Here is a 19,965-nt window from a genome sequence, read left to right on the forward strand (position 1 = left end):
GCGCGTTGCGACGCGCTATGACAAGACCAAGGAATCCTACCTCGGTTTCGTCGCAATCGCTGCAGTCAAACTATGGATACCCTTTGTCCACGAGCGCTAGCTTATTCTAATTTTTGAAAAATATACTTATTTCCTCCAACAACGCGACCCCGTCAAAACGCAGCTATTGGATAATACCGCATTTTTTGTTTGTGTATTCATGTTCGAATATTGGACAGGCCTTCATTCTGCGTTCAATTGAGTTCCATACATCTGATGGAGCTTGCAGACAACTTCCGTTCGATTTGCAGCCCCGATCTTTCGCATGATATTATGAACATGCGCTTTTACCGTGCCTTCGCTCATTCCAAGCTCAAAAGCGATAATTTTATTGGACTTTCCTACCCTGATTGCATGAACGACCTCAACCTCACGCGCAGTCAGCAATTCCCCCAGCACATCATCATCCATATTCTGCGCCGCAGGTTTCATGAGCATGGATGCAGGCACATACATGCCACCGGCCATTGCAAGATGGATCGCTTCCACGCAAATCTTTATATCAACCGATGTTGGGATATAACCGCGCGCGCCCAGTTCCATAGCGCGGAGTACCTGCTGCCACTCTTCGCGCTCAGCAAGAAGGACAACGGGTATCGGATGCCAGGCTTTGACTGTCGCCTCAATTTCGTCAGAAAAAAAAGGATCAGCAAGCCGCTTAGAACCAATATGCATGAGAACGACGATTGCGCCGTTTAACGGCATATTCTTATCGACTGCGGCATAGCTGACGACAGGCAGTTTAAACCCGTTCATCACCAGCCCATTGAAGAGGCACTCACGCTCCAGATTGCTTTTGCAGACCAGCATCAGATGAGGCTCACTCTGCACAGGCAAACCGGCCGCATATTCTCGGTCCCTTATTCTTGCGCCGCCGATAACCGAAGTTCCATTCCCTGCCCCATCGGGGGCGGCCCATAAAGACAGTTCCCTAACTTCAAACATTGCTTTAGTTTCCCCTGTTACTCAGGTTTGCATTCAACGCAAAACACTAGGCATGACAAAAACTACGACAGTTTATTCTGGTTTTTATTGCTAATCATGATGAAGACTGGTCTAAATATTGCTATTGTTAAATAAACGTGTCATTAACTTATGTTAGCGTTTTATAAAAAAATAAGCTGACCATAAGAACGACTTCGGGAACTGAAAGTTATAAATTCTATAACTTTCGTGGGGCATAGGCGGCGGATGCAAAGTGGGAACCAAAACACCACAGCCCTCATGATTGACGGCTTGGTCAGCTTATTGGAATCGCCTCCAATCCTGGCCAAACTCAACGTGCAGGAAAAAGAAACCCTTCTGTCACTGACAATCACCGAAGCCAGTTACCCGGCAGATGCCGTCATCATCAATCAGGGTGCGTCGGTCCGCAGCATCCATCTGGTGCGTTCAGGCTGGGGATGTGTTTATCGTGACCTTTCGGGTGGCGAACGTCAGATCATCGACTTTCCGATGCGATGTGATTTTATCGGGCTGAGAACCGCTGACGGCTATAGTTACAACACGATTAAGACAATCACCCCGATGTCAGCTTACGAGATACCGCTGACGTCGCTTGGAGAAACCATCTGGAAAATGCCGCGGCTCGGCATGATCTTCATTGAAATGCTCTCAAGACAACGCGCTATGCTGGTGGAGCATCTGACCAATGTCGGATGCCGGAGCGCTTTTGTCCGCACAGCACATCTTTTGCTGGAGCTGGCAGACCGCGTACGTGCCTGCGGTATGAGCGAGGAACCGGACGCGTTTTACTGCCCCTTGACGCAATACCAGCTGGCTGATGCGCTTGGATTAACGCCAATTCATCTCAACCGCATGCTGCGCGAACTGCGCGAAGAAGGACTTTTAATATTCAAGGCGTCAAAAGTCGAAATTCTCGACAGGCCCAGGTTGGTCGAAATCGCTGAATATAACGGGGAGTTTATGCGGATGTCAGTCTTCGGCAAATCAAACTAGAGCATTTCCAGCAAAAGTGCGAAGCGGCTTTGCGTGGGATAATGCGTGAAAATAAATAGATAGGGCATTTCCAATGATCCAGTCAAAACAGGAAATGCTTGAGGGCGTGTCGAAGGGGAGAAAATGGTCGGAGCGAGAGGATTCGAACCTCCGACCCCCTGATCCCAAATCAGGTGCGCTACCAGGCTGCGCTACGCTCCGCGACCATAAAACCAAGACTCTATCGTCCGGCTGTGAGCGGCTTATAGCGCCGCTCTTTTGAACCCGCAAGGGGAACATCCCGCTTTTTTTCAGCTATTTTTGCCTGTCACCTGATTAGCTGGCTTATCGATGCAAAAACAGGTGCTTCTCCTGCGCCAAAAGCCACAAAATCCGGGTTCGCAAAACCTTTGACCGTTCCATCAGAACGCGCGCCATAGATCATCGGTTTGCCATCAAATGTCGTCGTCATGCCACCTGCCGCGCGCAGAACGGCGTCACCGGCTGCCGTGTCCCACTCCATCGTCGGACCGAAGCGTGGATAAAGATCAGCCTCGCCACGTGCGATCATGCAGAATTTGAGTGATGAGCCGACAGAAACACATTTGCCACCGTGATTGCGTTTCAGAAACTCTTCTGTTTCAGGCGTCAGGTGAGAGCGGCTACAAACCACTACCTTTTCAGGCGGTGCAATGCGGACAGCAATCGGACGCCTGCTGATAATCTGATGATCGGCGGACGTGACCACTTCCTGCGCACCGTCACGGCCACCCACATAAAGCAGGTTGCGCACCGGGGCATAGACGAGGCCCAGCACCGGCACGCCATTCTCAATGAGTGCGATATTCACCGTAAAATCGCCATTACGCAGCAGAAACTCACGCGTACCGTCAAGCGGATCAATCAAAAAGAATGTCTCACCCAGCTGTTCTGGCAGACGCCCTGCGGCGGCTTCTTCCTCGGCCACCACCGGAATGCCCGGTGCGAAAGACGCAAGGGCAGAAAGGATAATCGCTTCTGCCGCGTGATCTGCTTCCGTTACCGGCGATTGATCCTTCTTGGAATGAACCGCACAGCCATCCGTGTAATGTTTGATAATGACACGACCAGCCTCAAGGGCTGTATCCTCAAGTACTTTGAGCAAAGCTTTGCTGTTTGGATCGGCTTTGGGGAAGGTTGCTGTTGTCATTTCTCAAATCGACCAGGAATCACTGCCATAGCTGCCGATAATACCACGTTCGGCCAGATACTTTTCCACCTCCGCAACGAGTTCGTCAATGTCGCGACCTGCGGTGTGAAGATGCAGCTCCGGCGAAAACGGCGCTTCATAGGGCGAATCGATGCCGGTGAATGCCTTGATCTCGCCACGCAGAGCCTGCGCATAAAGCCCCTTCGGATCACGCGCCATGCATTCTTCAATCGGCGTATCGACAAAGATTTCGATGAATTCACCCTCAGGCAGAAGCGAGCGTACGCGATCGCGTTCGGAACGGAACGGCGAAATGAAAGAAACCAGCGTGATCAACCCGGCATCGGCCATAAGCCCCGCGACCTCGCCAACGCGGCGGATATTCTCGGCCCGGTCTTCATCAGAGAAGCCAAGATCGCTGTTAAGGCCATGACGGACATTATCGCCATCCAGCAAATAGGTGTGCTTGCCCAACGCATGAAGCCGCTGTTCAAGCCGGTTGGCAATGGTCGATTTGCCAGAAGCAGACAGGCCTGTGAACCAGAGCACCGCTGGTTTCTGGAATTTTTGTTCCGCACGCGCTTGTTTATCAAGATCGAAAGCCTGCAAATGCACATTGGTTGCCTGACGCAGCGCCTCTTTGATCATACCAGCGCCCACCGTCGCATTGGTGAGACGATCAATCAGCACGAAAACACCCGTCACGCGGTTGTCCGAATAGGGGTCGAAAGCAATCTGATCCGCTGTTTGAAGATGGCAAAGACCAACTTCATTCAAATCAAGCCGTGTCGCCTCTTCTCGCGCGAAACTATTCACATCGGTGCGATATTTAATCTCGCTGATCGTCACCGGCGTCTGGTCGGTTTCGGTGCGCAGCAGATAGGAGCGCCCTGGCTGCAAGACTTCTTCGCCAAACCAGACGATATTGGCACTGAAACGGTCGGCCACTTCCGGGCGCGATTCTGCACCCACAAGCATATTGCCGCGAGAGACTTCGATCTCGTCTTCCAGCACAATCGTAACCGCCTGCCCTTCGGTTGCACGGGCCAAGTCGCCGTCATAGGTGGCGATGCGTTTCACCTTCGATTGCTTGCCCGACTTTGCGACCACGACGGTATCGCCTTCAGCAATCGATCCGGAGGCAACGGTGCCGGAAAAGCCGCGGAAATCAAGGTTTGGCCGGTTCACATATTGCACCGGAAAGCGAAAAGGCTTGCCGACTGCATCCCCATCAAGACGCACCGTTTCCAGATGTTCCAGCAGATACGGCCCTTCATACCAATGGATTCGTGGGGAATGGCTGCTGACATTATCGCCAAAGCGCGCTGAGAGCGGAATTGCCTGAATGCTGGCAAAGCCCAAATCTTTGGCGAAACTCATATAATCAGCGACAATATGATCAAAAGCGCTTTGCGAGAAATCAACCAGATCGATCTTGTTGACCGCCACCACGATATGCCGGATGCCCAACAGCGAAGCAATGAAGCTGTGACGGCGTGTCTGTGTCAACACGCCCTGCCGCGCATCGATCAGCACCACCGCCAGATCAGCGGTTGACGCGCCTGTTGCCATGTTACGCGTGTATTGCGCATGGCCCGGCGTGTCGGCCACGATGAATTTGCGGCGCGGCGTTGAGAAAAAGCGATAGGCCACATCGATGGTAATGCCCTGCTCGCGTTCGGCTTCCAGACCATCGACCAGCAGCGCGAAGTCAAAATCGTCGTCCGTGGTGCCGAATTTGCGGCTGTCATTCTTCAGCGTCGCCAGCTGATCCTCAAAGATCAGCTTGGTGTCATAAAGCAGCCGCCCGATCAGCGTGGATTTACCATCATCGACTGAACCGCAAGTGAGAAAACGGAGCAGCGTCTTGCGTTCCTGATCGGCGAGAAAATCGCTCACAGCTGCACTTGTTACAGAAGACTCTAATAAGGCATTCATCAGAAATAGCCCTCGCGCTTCTTCTTTTCCATGGAACCCGCTTCATCGCGATCAATGGCGCGGCCCTGACGCTCGGATGTACGGGCGATCAGCATTTCTTCAACAATGTCAGAAAGATTGGTGGCACGTGATTCAATCGCGCCCGTCAGCGGATAACAGCCAAGTGTGCGGAAGCGTACCAGCCGTTCCTCGACCGTTTCGCCGGGGCGCAAAGTCATGCGGTCATCGTCGACTTTGATCAACATGCCGTCGCGCTCGACCACAGGGCGCTTTGCTGCAAAATAGAGCGGCACAATCGGGATATTTTCCTGCAAAATATACTGCCAGATATCGAGCTCGGTCCAGTTGGAAAGCGGGAAGACGCGGATCGATTCACCCTTTGCAATGCGGGTATTATAGATCTTCCACATTTCCGGCCGCTGGTTCTTCGGGTCCCAGCCGTGCTGCATATTGCGGAATGAAAAAATGCGCTCCTTGGCGCGCGACTTTTCCTCATCGCGGCGCGCACCGCCAAAGGCGGCATCGAACTTATATTTATCGAGAGCCTGACGGAGACCAACCGTCTTCATGACATGGGTATGGACGTTTGAGCCATGCGTGAATGGACCAACACCATCCCGCACGCCATCTTCATTGATATGAACCAGCAGCTCAAAACCCTTTTCGCGCGCCTGTGCATCGCGAAATTCGATCATTTCGCGGAATTTCCACGTCGTGTCGACATGCAGGAAGGGGAATGGCGGCGGCGCGGGATAGAATGCCTTCATCGCCAGATGCAGCATAACGGAGGAATCCTTGCCCACCGAATAAAGCATGACCGGATTTTCAAAGGTCGCGGCAACTTCGCGAAAAATGTGAATTGCTTCTGCTTCCAAGCGCTGAAGATGTGTCAGGTTTTTGGTCAGGGATGCATGATGCACGTCTGTTTCTCCCGGGAAACCGGCTTAATCTTAAATAAACTGGCGGGAGGATGGCGCGAGCCTTGGTCCGGCGCAGATGTGGCTAAGCCACTGTGAGCGCATTGTCGTGAAAGACAGAACAAAAGGAAAAGTATGCTATCGCGTATTGCGAGGGCGTTAAGCGAAAACGTGCCTGTTTTAAGCCCGTTGGAGGAAGAAACTTGCGCTGAAGCGAAAAGTCAAATCCTGGCTCAAGTTACGGAAAATACTACAAATTTTATAGTATTAAGCTAAATTCTGAAGGGCATGAACATCCTTCGAACCAAACCGCCGAAGGATTAAGAGCCGTTATAGAAGACCAAAAGTGCGTGCCTTGGCTACGGCCTGCACCTTGTTGACCGCAACAAGTTTGGAGAGAACATTGCTGATATGAAAATTGACTGTTCGGGTCGAGATGCTGAGAATTGTTCCGATAATCTCGGCGGTCTTGCCTTCGCTTGTCCAACGCAGAATTTCACGTTCGCGCGCGGTGAGATTAACCTCGCCTACACAATTGATGCTTGGAACATCAAGATGCTCATACATGGCAAGATGGAGAAGATTGGCAACGACCTGCATCTGTCTGCGCAGCATGGAGACCTCACCTTCTGAAAGTGAAGGCTTTTCCCGCAGAAATGTGAGAATCCCAAAAACGCCCTGCGCTGCCCAGCTTGGCTGCGAAATAGCCGACCGCAGACCAAACTCCTGCGCGTCCGCCCATATCTGGGGTGCTTCCGCAAACAGCCTTTGCGACCATACCAGCGGTTCAATGCTGTTCATTCCACGGCGCACAACGGGATCAATTTCGACGTATTTCTTTAAAGCATAATGTTTCTGCCAAGCCACTGGCGTCGTCTCATAGCGTATCCAGCGCGAAATGCTATCAAGAGACGGTACGCACATTGCATAAGACACGTAGGAAAAGCCCAACTGTGCTGCATAGGACTTGATATGCTCGAACAAATCATCCGCACTATCAGATGACTGAAGCGTGTCGTAAAAAACTTCGCAATTCATAGCTGGAATCCTAATATTGTTTCGATGAACCGGATTATTCACGTGAATTTTATTCAAGCAGGCACATTCTGGGCCGAATGGATCGACCAGGAAAAACAAATATCAATTTTTTTAGGATTCTATGGCGCCGGAACCCGTATGTGTGTTTATAGACCACAATACCGTAAGCCACCTGTTCAACATAACATATGATTCTCGGACCATCTACCTATAACTATTATAATATCCTACGATAATAACATAAAACAATTATTTATTACAGGTATTATCGGACTTTAGTAAATACAAATACAAAGATTACGCATCGCAAGATCTAAATTAGTATATCTTTAATATATGCGGAAAAAATCCTTCTCAAGGAGAATTCCATTCTAATTGAAACAGAGATTCTCGATAAATCCTTTAATTTTAAGCATAATTTTATCGCACCTCGTTTCACTCCAAAAAGAATTATGCTCTCGTTTAACGAGATGGATGTAGGGTCATTTGCTTAAATATGGGGAGACAGGGTGAAGGAAATGCTTTTCGTTTTCGAGATTTTTTGACAAACGAGCCGAGCAGATAGACCAGAATCTCCGAACATAAAAAGGAACTGATGCTCTTCTGCATCAGGCCACTCGACCTAGATTAGAATGGCTTCAATCTGATTGGAGCAATTAAGCACTTTAATCATTTATTTTAACGCGCATCTTTCCCGAAATGCGCATCACTTTGAAGCAACTCTCTGCGCTCATTTCGGGTTCGAAGTCATTCCTGTTTTGATTGAAACATTGGAAATGCGCTAGGCTGCCGCTTCAACCGGCTCCGGTGCCTGACCGGGAATGTAATTGAGGATCGGGCCAAGCCAGCGCTCGACCTCCTCAACGCTCATGCCCTTGCGGTGCGCGTAATCTTCGACTTGATCACGCTCGACCTTGGCAACGCCGAAGTAATAACTTTCCGGGTGGCCGATATAGAGGCCAGACACAGACGAACCCGGCCACATGGAATAGCTTTCCGTCAGTTCGACGCCGGTTTGCGCTGTTGCATCCAGCAGCTCGAACAAGGTCTTCTTTTCGGTGTGATCAGGCTGTGCCGGATAACCCGGTGCCGGACGAATACCGGCATAACGCTCGTGGATCAGATCGTCATTCGACAGATCTTCACCCGGCGCATAGCCCCAGAACTCGTTACGAACGCGCTGGTGCATCAGTTCGGCAAAGGCTTCGGCGAAACGGTCAGCCAGTGCTTTGACAAGAATGGACGAATAATCGTCATTCGCGCGTTCAAAGCGTTCGGCAATTGCCACTTCCTCAATGCCTGCCGTGACGACGAAGCCGCCGACATAATCCTGCTTGCCGCTATCGGCAGGGGCCACAAAATCGGACATGGCGACATTCGGACGGCCATCGCGTTTTGATAATTGCTGGCGCAATGTGAAGAAGGTGGCTAACTCTTCCTTGCGGCTTTCATCGGTAAAGAGACGGATATCATCACCCACCGTATTGGCAGGCCAGAAACCGATTATGCCACGCGGTGCAAACCACTTCTCATCGATGATCTTTGCAAGCATGGCCTGCGCATCCGCCCATAGCTGACGCGCTGCTTCGCCCTGCTTTTCATCTTCAAGAATGGCGGGATAACGGCCCTTCATCTCCCATGTCTGGAAGAATGGCGTCCAGTCGATATAACGCGCAATCTCTGCGAGATCATAGTTCTCGAAGGTCTTGGTGCCAAGGAAGGTCGGCTTTGGCGGCGTGTAGGCATCCCAATCGAGCTTGTGGGCGTTTTCGCGTGCGCGAGCCAGCGGCAGACGCTTCTTTTCCGCCTCGTTGCGGGCGTGCGCGGCTGCGACCTTGGCATATTCAGCACGAATACCTTCAACATAGGCATCCTTGTTTTCAGGCGACAGCAGATTGGAGACAACGCCCACTGCGCGGCTGGCATCGATCACATAGACCGCCTGTCCCTGCTCATAACGCGGATGGATTTTTACCGCCGTATGCACACGGCTGGTCGTAGCGCCACCGATCAAAAGCGGCACATTGAAGCCTTCGCGTTCCATTTCAGCCGCCACATGCACCATTTCATCGAGCGACGGCGTAATCAGCCCGGAAAGGCCGATCACATCGACATTTTCCGCCTTTGCGGTTTCGAGGATTTTCTGCGCTGGCACCATCACGCCGAGATCAATGATCTCGTAATTGTTGCAGGCGAGGACCACGCCGACAATGTTCTTGCCGATGTCATGCACGTCGCCCTTCACGGTAGCCATCAGCACCTTACCGGCGCTCTGGCGACCTTCACCGCCGCTCAGGCGCTTTTCTTCTTCCATGTAAGGCAAAAGCACAGCCACTGCCTGCTTCATCACGCGAGCGGATTTAACCACCTGCGGCAGGAACATCTTGCCGGACCCAAACAGATCGCCAACCACGTTCATGCCGGCCATCAGTGGACCTTCGATAACATGCAGCGGACGCGCAGCTGCCTGCCGCGCTTCTTCGGTATCGGCTTCGATATATTCGGTAATTCCGTTGACCAGCGCATGTTCCAGACGCTTTTCCACCGGCCATTCGCGCCAGCTTAAATCCTGAGCCTTGGCCTCCTTGGTTCCGCTATCGCGAAAACGCTCAGCGATTTCGAGCAGTCGCTCCGTTGCGTCATCGCGGCGGTTCAGCACCACATCTTCGCAGGCTTCACGCAATTCGGGATCAATCGTGTCATAGACCGCCAGCTGACCCGCATTGACGATACCCATATCCATGCCGACCTGAATGGCATGATAAAGGAAGACGGCGTGCATGGCTTCGCGCACCGGCTCATTGCCGCGGAACGAGAAAGACAGGTTTGAGACGCCGCCCGAAATATGGACGTGCGGCAAGGTCTCGGTAATCTTGCGCGTGGCTTCGATGAAATCGACGCCATAATTATTGTGCTCGTCAATGCCGGTTGCGACCGCAAAGACGTTCGGATCGAAAATGATGTCTTCGGGCGGGAAGCCCACCTGCTCGGTCAAAATCTTATAAGCGCGGGTACAGATTTCGACCTTGCGCTCTTCCGTGTCCGCCTGTCCGGTTTCGTCAAATGCCATGATGACAACTGCCGCACCGTAAGCACGCACCAGACGCGCATGATGCAGGAAGGCTTCTTCGCCTTCTTTGAGCGAAATCGAATTGACGATGGGCTTGCCCTGAACGCATTTCAGGCCTGCTTCGATCACATCCCACTTAGAGCTGTCGATCATCACCGGCACGCGCGCAATATCCGGCTCTGCCGCAATCAGGTTGAGATATTCAACCATGATTCGCTGCGAGTCGATCAGACCTTCATCCATGTTGATGTCGATGATCTGAGCGCCGTTCTCCACCTGATCACGCGCCACATCAAGCGCTGTGGAATAATCTCCGGCCTTGATCAGCTTACGGAAACGGGCAGAGCCTGTAACGTTGGTACGCTCGCCGACATTGACGAAAGGAATATCCTTGGTCAGCATGAAAGGCTCAAGGCCCGACAGACGCATCAGCGGCGGCACCTTGACCGGCTTGCGCGGTGGATGCTTGGCAACAGCAGCGGCTATTGCACGGATATGTTCCGGCGTCGAACCACAGCAGCCACCCACCACATTGACGAGGCCTTCGCGGGCGAAGTCCTCAATCTGAGCTGCCATGGCTTCCGGGCTTTCGTCATACTGGCCGAACTCGTTTGGCAAGCCAGCATTCGGATAGGCGCAGACAAATGTATCGGCAATGCCAGCGATTTCCGCGAGATGTTCGCGCATCGCATTGGCACCGAGCGCGCAATTCAGCCCGATGGTGAAAGGCTTGGCATGGCGCAGCGAATACCAGAACGCCGTTGGCGTCTGACCGGAAAGTGTGCGGCCCGAAAGGTCGGTGATCGTGCCGGAAATCATCATCGGCAGATGCACGCCCTTCTCAATGAACACTTCTTCGGCCGCAAAGACAGCGGCCTTGGCGTTCAGCGTATCGAAGATCGTTTCAATGAGAATAATGTCGGATCCACCATCGATCAGCCCGCAAATCTGGTCGGCATAGGCAACGCGTAGATCATCGAAGGTGACGGCACGATAGCCGGGATTGTTGACATCCGGTGACAGCGATGCAGTTCGGTTTGTGGGCCCCAAGGCACCAGCAACAAAGCGGCGGCGACCGTCTTTTTGCTGCGCACGAATTGCTGCGCGACGTGCCAAGCGCGCGCCATCACGGTTCAGCTCATAGACGGCATCTTCCATGCCATAATCAGCCTGCGCGATGGTGGTCGAAGAAAATGTATTGGTTTCAAGAATATCAGCGCCAGCCATGGCATAAGCATAGTGAATTTCTTCAATCGCCTTTGGCTGGGTGAGCGTCAGAAGGTCGTTGTTACCCTGAAGCTGGCAATCGCAGGCCCCGAAGCGCTCGCCGCGAAAATGCTCTTCGTGAAAGCCTAACCCTTGAATCTGCGTACCCATAGCCCCGTCGAGAATCAGAATGCGCTCACTTGCGGCCTGGGTCAGCGCAGCAAGCACTTCCGAACCGTCCGGCTTTGCAGCCGCTGAACCAAAAAGATTATCAAGGGAAGACGTCATAGGGGATTACCGCCTGTATTCTGATACGCTTCATCGCTACAACACCACCCGAAATCCGCAAAGGATTTTCTGAAAACGCGATGCGCAGATTGCTTTCTTGGGCGCATGCCTGATCGCTCTGAGCGAACGGGCCGCACATAAGAACCGCTTAATGACATAAACATATCTTTATGTCAATTATAACGGCGCGCTTTGAGCGAACGTGTCCACCTTCACCGAACTGTTGCCAGCTTGAAGAAAAAGTGAGTTTTGTGAGCCACCTACCCGCCACATTGCGGGAGCAAAATCACGTCAGGGACGTTGATAAAAACCACTTTATCAGGGAGAAACCGATGAAGAAATTTGCATCTTCCTTCTTCGCAGCGTGTCTGTCACTCGGCATAGGCGTGCCTGGTGTCACTGCAAGCGCCAATGCTGCGCAACCAACAACACTTACAGCCCCAGCCGTCAGCCATGGTGCACAGGCTCCAATCGAGAATGTTCAATATTACGATTATCGTGGAGACCGCCGTCATTGGCGACACCATCACCCGCGTTATCGGGATGGATACAGGCCGCATTACCGGAATTGGGGGCCACCACCGCCACGCTACCGTCATCACCCACCGCGCTATCGCCCGGCACCAGTCTATCGCGGCGGCGGCAATGCGCATGTACGCTGGTGCTATAACCGTTATCGGTCTTATCGGGCTTACGACAATACGTTCCAGCCCAATTACGGCCCACGCCGCCAGTGCTACTCACCATATATCTAAACAAAGAAGCCCCGGAAATCCGGGGCTTTTTATGAGCATATATCGCAAAAATCAGGTTACGAAAGCACCAATCGAAGCAGCGACGAGACCGATGGCGATAGCGATCATGACGCCATAAACACGCGGCTTATCAAAAAGCACGGCAAAGGCAGAGAACCAGCCCACCACCGCCGCACCCAGTGCGAAAAGAAAGCCGGGCTTGTCGCCATGATAAAGATTGGCTGCCATCAGCGCGCCGACAATCAGCGCACCAAAAACGATCATCAGCCCTGTGGCATAGCGTTCGTAATCGTCCATCTCAAATTCCTCGTTCCGATCACATCAAACGCGCGCCGGAAGGTATTGCTCAATCATATGGCCATTTAAAGACATGACCCATGGTCGCGCCCATGGCGGCTGTTTCCACACAATCATTATTTGCTGCGTTCTTCAACCATTTCGCAACACCATCCGCAGCAATTGTTGCGAATTATGCTATATCGTTGTTCATGGATTCGACCGGTATCAACATATTCGACACGCCTATCGGCCCGTGTGGCATGGCCTGGCATGAGGGCAAAATAATCGGCGTGGAAATCGGCGATGCCGATGAAAACGAAACGCGTTATCGGCTTCAGTCGCGCTTTTCGGATACAGAGGTATCCAACCCGCCCCCTTATGTCGCGGAAACTATCGATAAGGTTCGTGTGCTGCTTGAAGGTGGCGATCCAGACTTTTCGCAAACGCCGCTGGCGCTTGATTCTGTGCCAGACCTCAACCGAAAAGTCTATGAAATCCTGCTGAAACTGAAAGCGGGTGAGACCATCACCTATGGCGCAATCGCACGCAGGCTTGGCGATGTCAGTCTTTCGCAGGCCGTTGGCTATGCGCTTGGCAAAAATCCATTTCCGATCATTGTGCCCTGCCATCGGGTGTTAGGCTCCAATGGCAAGATCGGCGGCTTTTCGGCTGCTGGCGGCACAGTGACCAAGCTGCGTCTGCTCAATATCGAACGCGCCAGAACATCGCTCGAACCAGACTTGTTTGGTGGCCTGCCGTTGCAGGCACCACCGCAGATTGATTAACTCTTGTCGCTCTCGACATCGGCAGAAAAACGCAGTTCACGCATCGGGCGCACATATTGCGTGGCTGCGTCGTAGGTCGGATGGTTTTTATAAGCGAAAAGCGCTTCTTCATCCTTGAACTCGGCATAAACAACGAGATCAATCGCGTTGCCCATCGGGTCTACCTTCGAATTCGGCAGAACTTCAAATACGTCCGAATAAGGAATGGTGCCCAACTGCTCCAGACCCTTACGGACGGTTTCGACATCCTGATCAGACTTAACGCTGAAGAAAACAATGTGGCGGATCACGTCATGTCTCCAAAAATTATTGACGCGTATCTACCTCATCAAACCGACAAGCAAAACCACAAAACGCTTATGCCTGCGATTTAACACGCCGCCAGGCGAATCCACCCTCCTGCTGCACCGAACCGCGACCGGGCTGATAATAGCCGGGCGTATCCACAAGTCGCTGTTCGCCAAGGCGGGTTTGTGCGACTTTGTTGGTCACTTGCAGACTGTCAAAACCCGTGCGCAGCATAAGAGCTGCCTGATCGATCAACACGTCGCCCGTTGCACGCAATTCACCCGCAAAACCTGCGCGGCGCAAAACTTCTGCTTTTGAGTAGGAGCGACCATCATTGAAAGCTGGAAATTGCAGGGCAATCACCGGCAGACTGTCGAGACGATCAAGCAGTGGCTCGATCTTCTCGCCCGGCGTAACCAAAACACCAATGCGGCGATTGGAGGCGCGAAGCAGTTCTTCATCAAGCCCCAGCCAGATGGCCAGAGGGATGATGATTGCGGGTGCATCGCCTGCGGCTTCAAGATCATCCGCAAAAATATAATGGTCTTCACGAAAGCCCTGCTCGGACCAAAGTTTGGTTTCGCTCATTTCTGGTCCAAAGCTCCAAGGTTTTTCAAGCTGTCCGTGAGGCCGGTCAGATGGATGCCGCATTCGGTCTTTTCCGATCCAGCCCAGCGTCCGGCGCGCTGATCTTCACCATCATTGACTGGACGTGTGCAGGGCATGCAGCCGATGGACCGATAGCCCTGTTCTGTCAGCGGATGCACAGGAAGGTCATGGGATTGCGCATAGGCACGCAAATCGTCCGAACTCATGCGCGCAAGCGGATTGATGCGAATGCGCGGGCCAACTGATTCAAAGACTGGCAAAGCATTGCGGGTCGAAGCCTGAAACTGCTTCCGGCCTGTCATCCATGCGCGATAAGGCGAAACCGCGCGCGCCATCGGCTCCACCTTGCGAATGAAGCAGCAGTGGTCCTTGTCGGTCATCGACAATGCGCCGAACGGATCATCCGCTTTCACGCTTTCCTCAAGCGGCAGAATGTCCTGCACATCGAGAAGACCCAAACGCTCTGCAAGATCGTGGCGATAATCAAGCGTTGCACGAAAATGCTTGCCCGTATCGAGAAACAGAACCGGGATGGCCGGATCAACCTTAGAAATCATGTGCAGCAGCACAGCCGATTCCGCACCAAACGATGAAACGACAGCAATTCCGCCTTCGAACAATTCTCGCGTGCTGAGCGCAATCACCTCCTGCGGGGTCGAAGCGCCATGGCTTGCCTCCAGCAAACGGGCCTGCGCCTGAGCACGTTCATCCGCATCAAGCTGCACGGCTCACCTCGCCATAGAGCGCGCGTTTGAACGGCTCCATACCAACACGGCGATAGGCAGCGATAAAGGTTTCGTCCGCATTTTCACGAAGCCCAAGATAGGTATCGACAACGGTTTCAATCGCATCGACCACTTCTTCGGATGAGAAACCGCGTCCAGTAATGTCGCCAATCGACGTATGCTCATCGCCGGAACCGCCAAGCGTGATCTGATAAAGTTCTTCGCCCTTCTTCTCAACGCCCAGAATACCGATATGGCCGACATGGTGATGACCACAGGCATTGATGCAGCCGGAAATCTTGATTTTGAGATCACCGATTTCAAGCTGCCGCTGCTGGTCGCCAAAGCGCTCTGAAATACGCTGTGCAACAGGGATCGACCGCGCATTGGCAAGCGCGCAGTAATCAAGGCCCGGGCAGGCAATAATATCGGTGATGAGACCAGCATTGGCCGTCACCAGACCATCGGACGCAAGCAGATCATAGACGGCTGGCAAATCAGCCTTGGCAACATGCGGCAGAACCAGATTTTGCTCGTGGCTGACGCGGATTTCATCAGACGAATAGGTTTGCGCTATATCCGCAACCAGCTCCATCTGCTCGGCGCTGGCATCGCCGGGAATCCCGCCAATGGGTTTCAGCGAAATCGTGACGACGGCATAGTCCGGGTTCTTATGTGGCGTAACATTGCGCTGTGTCCAGGCGGCAAAATCGGCGTCGGATTTCTGCGTGACCGCCAGAATTTCCCACCCTTCGGGACGTTGCGGAAGATCCGACATCCGGAAATAGCTTTCAATCGCATCAATGTCGTGCTGCGGCAGCCGCAAATCACTGTAACGGATCTGTTCCCATTCAGCGTTAATCTCCTGAACCAGCGGCTCGACGCCTGTTTCATGAACGAGGATCTTGATGCGTGCCTTATATTTATTATCGCGGCGACCATAGAGATTATAGACGCGGACAATCGCCGTCACATAGGTCAGCATGTCTTCGAGCGGCAGAAAATCGCGGATCTTCTTCGCGACCATCGGCGTGCGCCCCTGCCCGCCGCCAATATAAACGGCAAGACCAAGTTCACCTGCTTCATTCTTTTTAAGCTGCAAGCCGATGTCATGCACCTGAATGGCCGCACGATCATGCTCGGAGCCAACAATCGCAATTTTGAACTTGCGCGGCAGATAGGAAAATTCCGGATGCAGCGAGGACCACTGACGCAGAATTTCTGCAAAGGGGCGAGGATCGGCAACTTCATCAGCGGCTGCACCAGCAAAATGATCGGCCGTCACATTGCGAATGCAGTTGCCCGACGTCTGGATCGCATGCATTTCGACTTCGGCAAGCTCTTCGAGAATTTGCGGCACATCTTTCAGGGCTGGCCAGTTGTACTGAACATTCTGACGGGTCGTGAAATGGGCAAAACCCCGATCATAATCGCGGGCTATCGAGCCAAGCTTGCGCAGCTGGCGGCTCGACAATGTGCCGTAAGGGATCGCAACACGCAGCATATAGGCATGCAATTGCAGATAAAGACCGTTCATCAAACGCAGCGGCTTGAACTGATCTTCCGTCAATTCGCCAGAAAGGCGACGCCCGACCTGATCCTTGAACTGTGCAACACGGGCCGCAACAAAATCGCGGTCAAATTCATCATAACGATACATAGTGATTTCCGATATTCAGATCAGGAAGCAATTTTCAGTGATGGCTGACCAAGCGTAATGATGGTGGGGCCGGAGAGCCGGATGCGCTCGCGCAGGCGAATGGGATAAAGCCCTTCGTCGCGCTCTTCGACATCAATCACATTCACATCGACAACCAGATTGGCTTTCGCGGCAACCTTACCCGCTTCTTCAAGCGCTGAGACGGCTTCCGCGTGGCGCGCAACCAGCGCACCTTCAATGGTTTCCTGCCATGATCCGTCAGCGCCAAGCCACACGGCCTGTCCATCAATGAGCCGGTTTGCGGTGAGAACTTTTACAACCATTTTCCCAACTCCTGATTTAAGCTGCCACTGGCACAGGCTTCCGCGCCAATGCTTCTGCTTTGTCGATAGCGGCACCTGCAACAGCATCGCCGATGATAACCATGACTGGACCTGCAAGCTCTTTGCGCTCTTCCAGCGATGGCAGATCTTTCAATGTTCCATGAAACAGCCGCTTATCCTTCCGGCTGGCATTCTCAACAACAGCCACCGCCGTGTCTTCATGCAGACCCGCAGAGATCAGACGGTTTGCAACAGAGGCAGCAACGCTTGAGCCCATATAAACGGCGATTGTTGCGCCGGAGACGGCAAGCTTGGCCCAGCCCGGCAGCACATCACCTGCCATATCGTGGCCCGTTGTGAACACCAGTGAGGAGGCCACACCACGCAGGGTGAGCGGCAGTTCCATATCGGCAGCGGCTGCGAAAGCAGACGTTATGCCCGGCACGATTTCAAAGCCGATACCAGCTGAACGCAATGCTGCCATTTCTTCGCCCGCACGACCAAAAACCAGCGGATCGCCCGCTTTCAGACGCACCACGCGCTTGCCTTCACGACCAAGGTTGACGAGCAGTTCATTGATCTCGTTCTGACTCTTGGAATGGCATCCCTTGCGCTTGCCGACCGAAAGACGCTCTGCATCGCGACGCCCCATGGCAATTACGCCTTCCGGCACCAGTGCGTCATGCACGATGACATCGGCTTCCATTAGCACGCGATGCGCGCGCAAGGTCAGCAAATCTTCTGCACCTGGACCAGCACCAACAAGCCAGACATAGCCAGCAGCACCTTGCGGCCTCTCGATTAGCTCATTTGCAGCTTTGTAAGCTTCTTCGCGGTCGCCATTTTCAACGGCGCGCGCAACGGAGCCAGAAAAGAACCCGCGCCAGAAACTGCGGCGTGCCAAACCTTTCGGTAAAATCTTTTCGACCAGCGGACGCCAGCTTTCGGCAAAATGCGCCAGTTCACCAAGGCGTGGTGAAAAGGCCGCATCAATGCGCGCACGCACCATCTGCGCCAGAACCGGAGCTGAGCCTTCGGTGCCAATGGCAATTGCAATCGGCGCACGGTTGACGATGGCAGGGGTCAGAAAATCGCAGAGTGCCGGACGATCAACAACATTGACCGGGATTTTTTGCGCCTTCGCTTGTGCTGCAATTGCGCGATCCTGAGACTCGCTACCCGTGGCAACAAAAACCAGCTTCGCGCCTTCGAGGTGCTTTGGTTCAAAAGCTTCTGTTATGCGCTCTGCACCGTGGCTTTCGATAAAGCTCACCAAAGCTGGCTCAAACTCTTCCGCAACGATACGCAAACGAGCGGACGTCTGGGCCACGAGCCGTGCTTTGTTGAGCGCTTCTTCGCCACCACCGACGACAACAACCACCTCTTCCGAAACACGGAAGAAGGTAGGAAAATCAGCCAGAAGTCGTTGGGACGAAAGAGCCACAGCAGTATCCTTTTTAAGACTGCTGGCATTATCCCCGGACTGCTCAGAATTTATAAGAAACGGGCTTGCGCGCGCAAATCACGCGGAGCATCACTTTTTCTCAAAAAACAGATTTTGAGGATTTTAATTCCTAAAAGCTGCAAATTATATCCCATAATTTTTATAGGATTTACATTGACTTAGTGATACGTGCCGGATGTGAAAAAGGCTGGAATATGCTTTGGCCAGCGACGTGGCAGAACAGCTACGAGGTCAAAGCGCAGCGATAATTGTGCGTAATCCTTTTGGCGTTGCAGCCACATATCGGCAGCCGCCTCGATACGGCGCATGGCCTGCGGCGTAACGGCAAGTTGCGCTGCTTCAACGCTTATCCGTGCTTTGACTTCAACAATGAGAATAAGGTTGCCGCGTCGGGCTATCAGATCAATCTCGCCAAGCCGCGTGCGATAGCGGCGCGCCACGATGCGAAAGCCTTTAAGCATCAGTGCAAGCGCAGCCAGCCGCTCGGCGCTGTGTCCGCGAAAGAAAGCCATGCGCTTTTTCTCGCGGAACTCACTCATCAGCCCTGCGCCTTCAACTGCATCAGACGCTGATAAAGAACCGACTTCTGCCCGCCGGTCATTTTTGCCGCTTCACCTGCCGCTTTCGATGGTGGCAATTCCTGCACGAGCGACAGAAGCAGCTTGTCGATGTCTTCTTCACTCTGCGGACCAGCTTCGCCAGAAGGTGGGCCAACCAGCAGCACGACTTCACCGCGAATACGGTCTTCGCCATCAAATTGCTGTTTCAACTCACCAAGCGTCGCCGTGACAATGGTTTCATAAGCTTTGGTCAGCTCGCGACAAAGAGCTGCTTCACGCGCATCGCCAAAAACCTCTGACATATCGGCAAGTGTTGTGGCGGTACGGTTGGGCGATTCATAGAACACAAGCGTTGCTTCGATATTCTTGAGGCTTTCGAGCTTGGATGTCTTCTGACCGTGTTTGACCGGCAAAAAGCCACAGAACATGAAAGAATCTGTTGGCAGGCCGGACGCGGCGAGTGCTGCAAGAAGCGCAGATGCACCCGGAACAGGCACCACGCGGATACCCGCCTCGCGAGCCTCGCCGACAAGTCGGAAGCCCGGATCGGAAACCAGCGGTGTGCCTGCATCGGACACCAGCGCAACACTTTTTCCGCTTTCAAGGGCTGCGATCAGCTTTGCGCCTGCCTCAGCAGCATTATGCTCATGATAGCTGATGGGACGGCGCGAAATGCCGTAGCGATCAAGCAGCACACGGGTCACACGGGTGTCTTCACAGGCCACAATGTCGGCACTTGCCAGCACTTCCAGCCCGCGCAGCGTCATGTCGCCAAGATTACCAATCGGGGTCGAGACGATATAGAGCGCGGGTTCGATCGGACGCGCACGCTGGGCAGTGCCACCGACGACAAATTCGCGTTTCTGTTCGTCCAAAAATTCACTCATCTAATT

18 protein-coding genes and 1 tRNA gene are annotated in these 19,965 nt (G+C 53.1%); 3 read left to right on the forward strand and 16 right to left on the reverse strand.

Features of this window, described 5'->3' with window-relative positions:
- Nucleotides 1-222: 222 nt before the first annotated feature.
- Nucleotides 223-984 carry a response regulator transcription factor gene (locus VBH83_RS00005; RefSeq protein WP_265982764.1) on the reverse strand — a complete coding sequence of 254 codons (762 nt, stop codon included), beginning with the start codon at nt 982-984 and terminating at the stop codon, nt 223-225.
- Nucleotides 985-1,230: 246 nt separating this feature from the next.
- Here VBH83_RS00005 and VBH83_RS00010 point away from each other — a divergent pair, with 246 nt between their 5' ends.
- Nucleotides 1,231-1,998, forward strand: coding sequence for a Crp/Fnr family transcriptional regulator (locus VBH83_RS00010; RefSeq protein WP_265982763.1), 768 nt, complete (start codon nt 1,231-1,233; stop codon nt 1,996-1,998).
- 124 nt (nt 1,999-2,122) lie between these two features.
- On the opposite strand, the gene VBH83_RS00015 is transcribed toward VBH83_RS00010, so the two are convergent.
- The 6 genes from VBH83_RS00015 to metH form a co-directional block, all read right to left on the reverse strand.
- A tRNA-Pro gene (locus tag VBH83_RS00015) sits at nt 2,123-2,199 on the reverse strand.
- A gap of 106 nt (nt 2,200-2,305) precedes the next feature.
- Nucleotides 2,306-3,166, reverse strand: coding sequence for a 3'(2'),5'-bisphosphate nucleotidase CysQ (gene cysQ, locus VBH83_RS00020; protein ID WP_265982762.1), 861 nt, complete (start codon nt 3,164-3,166; stop codon nt 2,306-2,308).
- A gap of 3 nt (nt 3,167-3,169) precedes the next feature.
- Nucleotides 3,170-5,104: a sulfate adenylyltransferase subunit CysN gene (gene cysN, locus VBH83_RS00025; RefSeq protein ID WP_265982761.1), complete on the reverse strand. Its 1,935-nt coding sequence runs from the start codon at nt 5,102-5,104 to the stop codon at nt 3,170-3,172.
- Nucleotides 5,104-6,024 carry a sulfate adenylyltransferase subunit CysD gene (gene cysD / locus VBH83_RS00030; RefSeq protein ID WP_265982760.1) on the reverse strand — a complete coding sequence of 307 codons (921 nt, stop codon included), beginning with the start codon at nt 6,022-6,024 and terminating at the stop codon, nt 5,104-5,106. The genes cysN and cysD overlap by 1 nt, the downstream gene beginning before the upstream one ends.
- A gap of 327 nt (nt 6,025-6,351) precedes the next feature.
- Entirely contained in the window at nt 6,352-7,059 is a 708-nt protein-coding gene (locus VBH83_RS00035; RefSeq protein WP_265982759.1) for a LuxR family transcriptional regulator, read from the reverse strand.
- A gap of 781 nt (nt 7,060-7,840) precedes the next feature.
- Nucleotides 7,841-11,623: a methionine synthase gene (metH, locus tag VBH83_RS00040; RefSeq protein ID WP_265982757.1), complete on the reverse strand. Its 3,783-nt coding sequence runs from the start codon at nt 11,621-11,623 to the stop codon at nt 7,841-7,843.
- Between the two features lie 332 nt (nt 11,624-11,955).
- Here metH and VBH83_RS00045 point away from each other — a divergent pair, with 332 nt between their 5' ends.
- Nucleotides 11,956-12,378, forward strand: coding sequence for a BA14K family protein (locus tag VBH83_RS00045; protein ID WP_265982754.1), 423 nt, complete (start codon nt 11,956-11,958; stop codon nt 12,376-12,378).
- 51 nt (nt 12,379-12,429) lie between these two features.
- On the opposite strand, the gene VBH83_RS00050 is transcribed toward VBH83_RS00045, so the two are convergent.
- The gene (locus VBH83_RS00050) at nt 12,430-12,675 is read right to left on the reverse strand and encodes a hypothetical protein (protein ID WP_134153770.1); all 246 of its coding nucleotides are present in this window, start codon (nt 12,673-12,675) and stop codon (nt 12,430-12,432) included.
- 191 nt (nt 12,676-12,866) lie between these two features.
- Between VBH83_RS00050 and VBH83_RS00055 the strand changes: the two genes are divergently transcribed.
- Complete coding sequence (locus VBH83_RS00055; RefSeq protein ID WP_265983826.1) at nt 12,867-13,442, forward strand: methylated-DNA--[protein]-cysteine S-methyltransferase; 576 nt, start codon at nt 12,867-12,869, stop codon at nt 13,440-13,442.
- On the opposite strand, the gene VBH83_RS00060 is transcribed toward VBH83_RS00055, so the two are convergent.
- From VBH83_RS00060 to rsmI, 8 genes are all read right to left on the reverse strand, one after another.
- Nucleotides 13,439-13,732 carry a Dabb family protein gene (locus VBH83_RS00060; protein ID WP_265982751.1) on the reverse strand — a complete coding sequence of 98 codons (294 nt, stop codon included), beginning with the start codon at nt 13,730-13,732 and terminating at the stop codon, nt 13,439-13,441. The two genes, VBH83_RS00055 and VBH83_RS00060, sit on opposite strands and share 4 nt — an antisense overlap.
- A 67-nt stretch (nt 13,733-13,799) precedes the next feature.
- Complete coding sequence (locus tag VBH83_RS00065) at nt 13,800-14,318, reverse strand: DUF934 domain-containing protein (protein ID WP_265982749.1); 519 nt, start codon at nt 14,316-14,318, stop codon at nt 13,800-13,802.
- The gene (locus VBH83_RS00070; RefSeq protein ID WP_265982747.1) at nt 14,315-15,064 is read right to left on the reverse strand and encodes a phosphoadenylyl-sulfate reductase; all 750 of its coding nucleotides are present in this window, start codon (nt 15,062-15,064) and stop codon (nt 14,315-14,317) included. Before VBH83_RS00070 ends, VBH83_RS00065 begins: the two co-directional genes overlap by 4 nt.
- A complete protein-coding gene (locus tag VBH83_RS00075) occupies nt 15,054-16,724 on the reverse strand; it encodes a nitrite/sulfite reductase (protein ID WP_265982745.1) in 1,671 nt (556 codons plus the stop codon). Before VBH83_RS00075 ends, VBH83_RS00070 begins: the two co-directional genes overlap by 11 nt.
- Before the next feature lie 20 nt (nt 16,725-16,744).
- Nucleotides 16,745-17,047, reverse strand: a complete 303-nt coding sequence (locus VBH83_RS00080) for a DUF2849 domain-containing protein (protein ID WP_265982744.1) — start codon at nt 17,045-17,047, stop codon at nt 16,745-16,747.
- A 16-nt stretch (nt 17,048-17,063) separates the two neighbouring features.
- Nucleotides 17,064-18,491, reverse strand: coding sequence for a siroheme synthase CysG (cysG, locus tag VBH83_RS00085; RefSeq protein WP_265982743.1), 1,428 nt, complete (start codon nt 18,489-18,491; stop codon nt 17,064-17,066).
- A 179-nt stretch (nt 18,492-18,670) separates the two neighbouring features.
- Complete coding sequence (locus tag VBH83_RS00090; RefSeq protein WP_265982741.1) at nt 18,671-19,051, reverse strand: YraN family protein; 381 nt, start codon at nt 19,049-19,051, stop codon at nt 18,671-18,673.
- Nucleotides 19,051-19,959, reverse strand: a complete 909-nt coding sequence (gene rsmI, locus VBH83_RS00095) for a 16S rRNA (cytidine(1402)-2'-O)-methyltransferase (RefSeq protein ID WP_265982739.1) — start codon at nt 19,957-19,959, stop codon at nt 19,051-19,053. The genes VBH83_RS00090 and rsmI overlap by 1 nt, the downstream gene beginning before the upstream one ends.
- Between the last annotated feature and the right edge of the window lie 6 nt (nt 19,960-19,965).

The organism is Ochrobactrum sp. S1502_03 (assembly GCF_044435015.1).
GTDB lineage: Bacteria > Pseudomonadota > Alphaproteobacteria > Rhizobiales > Rhizobiaceae > Brucella > Brucella chromiisoli.